This is a genomic window from Ruegeria sp., from assembly GCF_028066395.1.
GTDB lineage: Bacteria > Pseudomonadota > Alphaproteobacteria > Rhodobacterales > Rhodobacteraceae > Ruegeria.
The window spans coordinates 1-4,259 of the sequence record NZ_JALCBM010000019.1 but is presented as its reverse complement, the minus strand read 5'-3'; the positions used below and the strand labels follow the sequence as shown (position 1 = coordinate 4,259).

Annotated in this window: 5 protein-coding genes; all 5 read left to right on the top strand. The window is 64.3% G+C overall.

All coding sequences use genetic code 11. The features are described 5' to 3' along the window. Nucleotides 1-327, top strand: a 327-nt coding sequence (locus tag MPJ51_RS08225; RefSeq protein ID WP_298384507.1) for a pyridoxal-phosphate dependent enzyme, incomplete at its 5' end; no start/stop codon positions are given. 74 nt (nt 328-401) lie between these two features. Then, nucleotides 402-1,190, top strand: a complete 789-nt coding sequence (gene pcaD, locus MPJ51_RS08220) for a 3-oxoadipate enol-lactonase (RefSeq protein ID WP_298384504.1) — start codon at nt 402-404, stop codon at nt 1,188-1,190. Between the two features lie 10 nt (nt 1,191-1,200). Beyond that, nucleotides 1,201-1,914: an alpha/beta fold hydrolase gene (locus MPJ51_RS08215; protein ID WP_298384501.1), complete on the top strand. Its 714-nt coding sequence runs from the start codon at nt 1,201-1,203 to the stop codon at nt 1,912-1,914. Nucleotides 1,915-1,995: 81 nt separating this feature from the next. Then, nucleotides 1,996-3,195, top strand: coding sequence for a TCR/Tet family MFS transporter (locus MPJ51_RS08210; protein WP_298384498.1), 1,200 nt, complete (start codon nt 1,996-1,998; stop codon nt 3,193-3,195). An 82-nt stretch (nt 3,196-3,277) separates the two neighbouring features. Next, the coding region (locus MPJ51_RS08205; RefSeq protein ID WP_298384495.1) for a zinc-binding dehydrogenase at nt 3,278-4,259 on the top strand (982 nt) is incomplete at its 3' end.

Sequence of the window (4,259 nt, the reverse complement as noted above, 5' to 3'; positions counted from 1 at the left end):
CTGGCGGCGGGCAGCATCCAGAACAACCCCGCCGTGTCGGGCAATATCTGCGACGCGATCCTGACCCCGCAACCGGGGGAAATCACCTTTCCGATCCTGAGCCGCCTCTGCGGCCCGGGCTTTGCCGTGTCGGAGCAAGAGGCGCTGCGCGCCATGGCGCTGGCCTTTCTGCGTCTCAAGATTGTGCTGGAACCCGGCGGCGCGGTCTCACTGGCCGCAGCCCTGTTCCGCAAGGACCAGATCGAGGGCGATGCGGTGATCGTCGTCGCCTCGGGCGGAAATGTCGATCCGCAGATATTTGAACAGGCGTTGAAATTCCTGACCTGACAATCCGGCGAAACGGGTGCACATTTGGGCAAAGGAATTTTGTCCTGTATTCTGGACGGATAGGAAGCTGAACCATGCAAATCGCTGATCTTGGGGATATAGGTCTACATTATCGCGTCGACGGTGACCCCGATGGCGCGCCGGTGGTCTTTGCCAATTCACTGGGCACCGATATGCGCCTGTGGGACCCGGTGCTGCCGCATCTGCCCAAGGGGCTGCGCATCATCCGCTATGACAAACGCGGGCATGGGCTGTCTTCGGCCCCTGATGGGCCTTACTCCATGGGTGCCCTGGTGCGGGATGCCGAGAAGCTGCTGGATCACCTGCAGGTCAGGGAGTGCATCTTTGTCGGCCTGTCCATCGGCGGGATGATCGCGCAAGGATTGGCCGTGAAACGCATGGACCAGATCCGTGCGATAGTGCTGTCGAACACCGCTGCCAAGATTGCCACACCGGCAATCTGGCAAGACCGTATCGCCACCGCCCGCGCCGGCGGAATCGAGGCGCTGGCGGATGCCACGCTAGGGCGCTGGTTCTCACGCCCGTTCCGCAACAGCCCGCAGGCGGCCCTGTGGCGCAACATGATGGTGCGGCAACCGCTGGAAGGGTATCTGGGCTGCTGCGCGGCAATCTCGGGCACGGATTTCTACACGCCCACCAGCGGCTTGCGCCTGCCGACGCTGGGGATCGCGGGCAGCGAGGATGGCTCGACCCCGCCCGATCTGGTGCGCGAGACGGTCGATCTGATCCCCGGCGCGCGGTTTGAATTGATCCGCAAGGCCGGGCATCTGCCCTGCGTCGAACGGCCCGCAGAATACGCAGCACTGCTCAGCGGATTTCTGACCGAGACCGGACATATCTGAGGACAAAGCCATGGCGGATATTCTATTGATCCACGGGTCCTGTCACGGCGCCTGGTGCTGGCGCGACCTGATCCCCGCATTGGAAGGCTTGGGCCACACCGCCCGCGCCATCGACCTGCCCAGCCACGGGGCTGATCCGACCCCGATTGCAGATGTCACGCTGGACCTGTGTCGCGACGCGATTCTGGCCGGCTCAACCCCCGAAACGATCATTCTGGGCCATTCCTGGGGTGGGTATCCGGTCAGCGCCGCTGCCGAAGCCAACCCGGACGCCATGCGCGGGCTGATCTTTCTGTCGGCCTATGTGCCCAAAGATGGTCTGTCGATGGCCGAGATGCGCAGTCGTGCCCCGCGCCAGCCCGCGGCGGGATCGGTCGAGATGTCCGCTGACGGGCTGTCCTTCAGCGTATTGCCCGACCGGGTGCAGGATCTGTTCTTTCACGACTGCACGCCCGAGGTGGTGGCCTATGCCCTCGCCCACCTGTGCCCGCAGGCCGTCCGACCACAGGACACGCCTTTGCCCACAGGCGAGAATTTTGCGCAAATCCCAAAGGCCTATATCCGCAGCACCGACGACCGGACCATCCCACCCGAATATCAAACCCGGATGAGCCACTGCGCGCCGCCAGAGATGCGCCATAGCATCGACAGCTCTCATTCCGCGTTTTTCTCGCATCCCCGGGAACTGGCCCGGATGATCGACGGGATCATGGCACGGATGTGAGGGCGCGTGCCGCAACGGCCACTCTTTCCACACCGCCCGTCCACGGCTAGGGTCCGGCTGTAGCTGAGTAGCCGGGTTCCCATGCGTCTGTCCTTTTTGTTTGTCCTTGCAACGGTGATGATCGACGCGATGGGGATCGGTCTGGTCCTGCCGATCATGCCGCAACTGATCGTCGAGGTGCAGGGCGGCACGCTGGCCAGCGCGGCGATCTGGGGCGGTATCCTCAGCACCGCCTTTGCCGCCATGCAGTTCCTGTTCGGGCCTGTTCTGGGCAATCTGTCCGATGCCTATGGGCGCAGAACCGTGCTTCTGGTCTCGCTGTTCGTCATGGCATTGGACTATGTGGTGATGGCGGTTGCGGGCAGCATCTGGCTGCTGCTCGCGGGCCGTCTTGTCGGCGGCATCACGGCGGCCACCCATTCCACGGCGGCGGCCTTCATGGCCGATGTCTCGAAACCCCACGAAAAGGCGGCGAATTTCGGGCTGCTGGGCGCGGCCTTTGGGCTGGGCTTCGTGCTGGGCCCACTGATGGGTGGGCTGCTGGCCGAATTTGGCACCCGCGCCCCCTTTTGGGCTGCCGCGGGCCTGTCGGCGCTTGGGTTTTTGCTGGGCCTGCTGGTGATGCCGGAAACGGTCACCGACAAGACCCGCCGCCCCTTTCACTGGCGGCGCGCCAATCCGGCGGGGGCCTTGCGCGCCATTTCCGCCCTGCCGGGCATCCGGCCCTTGCTGTGGGTCTATTTCCTCTATTCCGTGTCGATCTATGTCTACCCGGCGATCTGGTCCTATTTCACCATCGAGCGTTTCGGCTGGTCACCACAGATGGTCGGCCTGTCGCTGGCGGTTTACGGCATCGGGATGGCCGCCGTGCAAGGCGGGCTGATCCGCCCGGCGACGCGGTATCTGGGTGAGAGAGTCACGATCATCTGGGGCATGGGGTTCGAGATCGTCAGCTTCGTGCTGCTGGCCTTTCTGACCAACGGTTTCATCGCCCTGATGCTAATCCCGATCACCGCGCTGGGGGCGGTGGTGACCCCGGCCCTGCAGGCGATGATGTCCCGAACCACCCCGGACAGCCAGCAAGGAGAGTTGCAGGGCGTTCTGACCGCCCTGCACGCGCTGTCGATGATCATCTCACCGCTGGTCATGACCGCCGTCTTTGCGCGCTTCGCCGAACCCGGCGCGTCGCTCTACCTGCCGGGCGCGCCGTTCCTGCTGGCGCTGGTGTTGATGTGTGTCGGGCTGGTCCTGTTTCTGCGCCCCAAACCCGCCGTTGCGTAAAACGACACGGGCGTGTCGAAAACCATCTTGCGGGGGGCCCGGCGACAGTCCACCGTGACCGGAACAAAAGACGGGGAGAGTCATGCAATCCATCAAAGCCGCCGTATGCCGGGCCTTCGGTGAACCCTTGGTCATCGAAGACGTCCAGATCGCGCCGCCCGGCCCGGGCGAGGTCGAGGTCACGCTGGACGCCGTGGCGATCTGCCATTCGGACATCACCTATGCCACCGGAGCATGGGGCGGGTTCCTGCCTGCCGTTTACGGGCACGAGGCCGCGGGCATCATCACCGCAACCGGGGACAATCCCGGCGATTTCAGCGTCGGCGATTCCGTTGTGGTGACCCTGATCCGCGCTTGCGGCACGTGCCCTTCGTGCGCGGGCGGCAAGCCTACTATCTGCGAAACGCCTTATGACACGGTCAAGGGGCCTTTGCGCACGGCAGATGGCGGGCCGTTGGAACAGGCGATGGCCTGCGGGGCCTTTGCCGAGAAGGTCGTGGTCAGTCACCGACAGATCGTGAAGATACCTGAAGGTATGCCCAAGGACGTGGCCAGTCTGCTGTCCTGCGGTGTGATTACCGGAGTCGGGGCCGCCGTCAACGCCGCCGGGCTGCGCGCCGGTCAGGACGTGGTGGTCATCGGCGCGGGCGGTGTTGGGCTGAACGCCATTCAGGGCGCGCGCATCGCCGGAGCGCGGCGCATCGTGGCCGTCGACATGACCGAAGAGAAACTAGAGATCGCCCGCGAGTTTGGCGCCACCCACGGCGTGCTGGCCAGCCTGAAGGAGCCGTGGAAAGCCGCCTTCAAAGCCTTGGGCGGGCGCGGCGCCGATGCGGTTCTGATCACCGTCGGGGCCATCCCTGCCTATGACCAAGCCCCCCGATATCTGGGGCGCGGCGGCAAGGCAATCATGATCGGGATGCCGCACTCAGGCGATGTCTCAACCTATGAACCGGTCATGCTGGCAGCACTTGGTCAGGGCATGGTCGGTTCGAAAATGGGCGACGTTGTCATTCAGCGCGACATCCCGTGGATGATCGATCTTTATGAACAGGGGCGGCTGA

Coding starts and splice junctions, on each gene's coding strand:
- pcaD (WP_298384504.1), top strand. CDS start 402: ATGCAAATCGCTGATCTTGGGGATATAGGTCTACATTATCGCGTCGAC.
- MPJ51_RS08215 (WP_298384501.1), top strand. CDS start 1,201: ATGGCGGATATTCTATTGATCCACGGGTCCTGTCACGGCGCCTGGTGC.
- MPJ51_RS08210 (WP_298384498.1), top strand. CDS start 1,996: ATGCGTCTGTCCTTTTTGTTTGTCCTTGCAACGGTGATGATCGACGCG.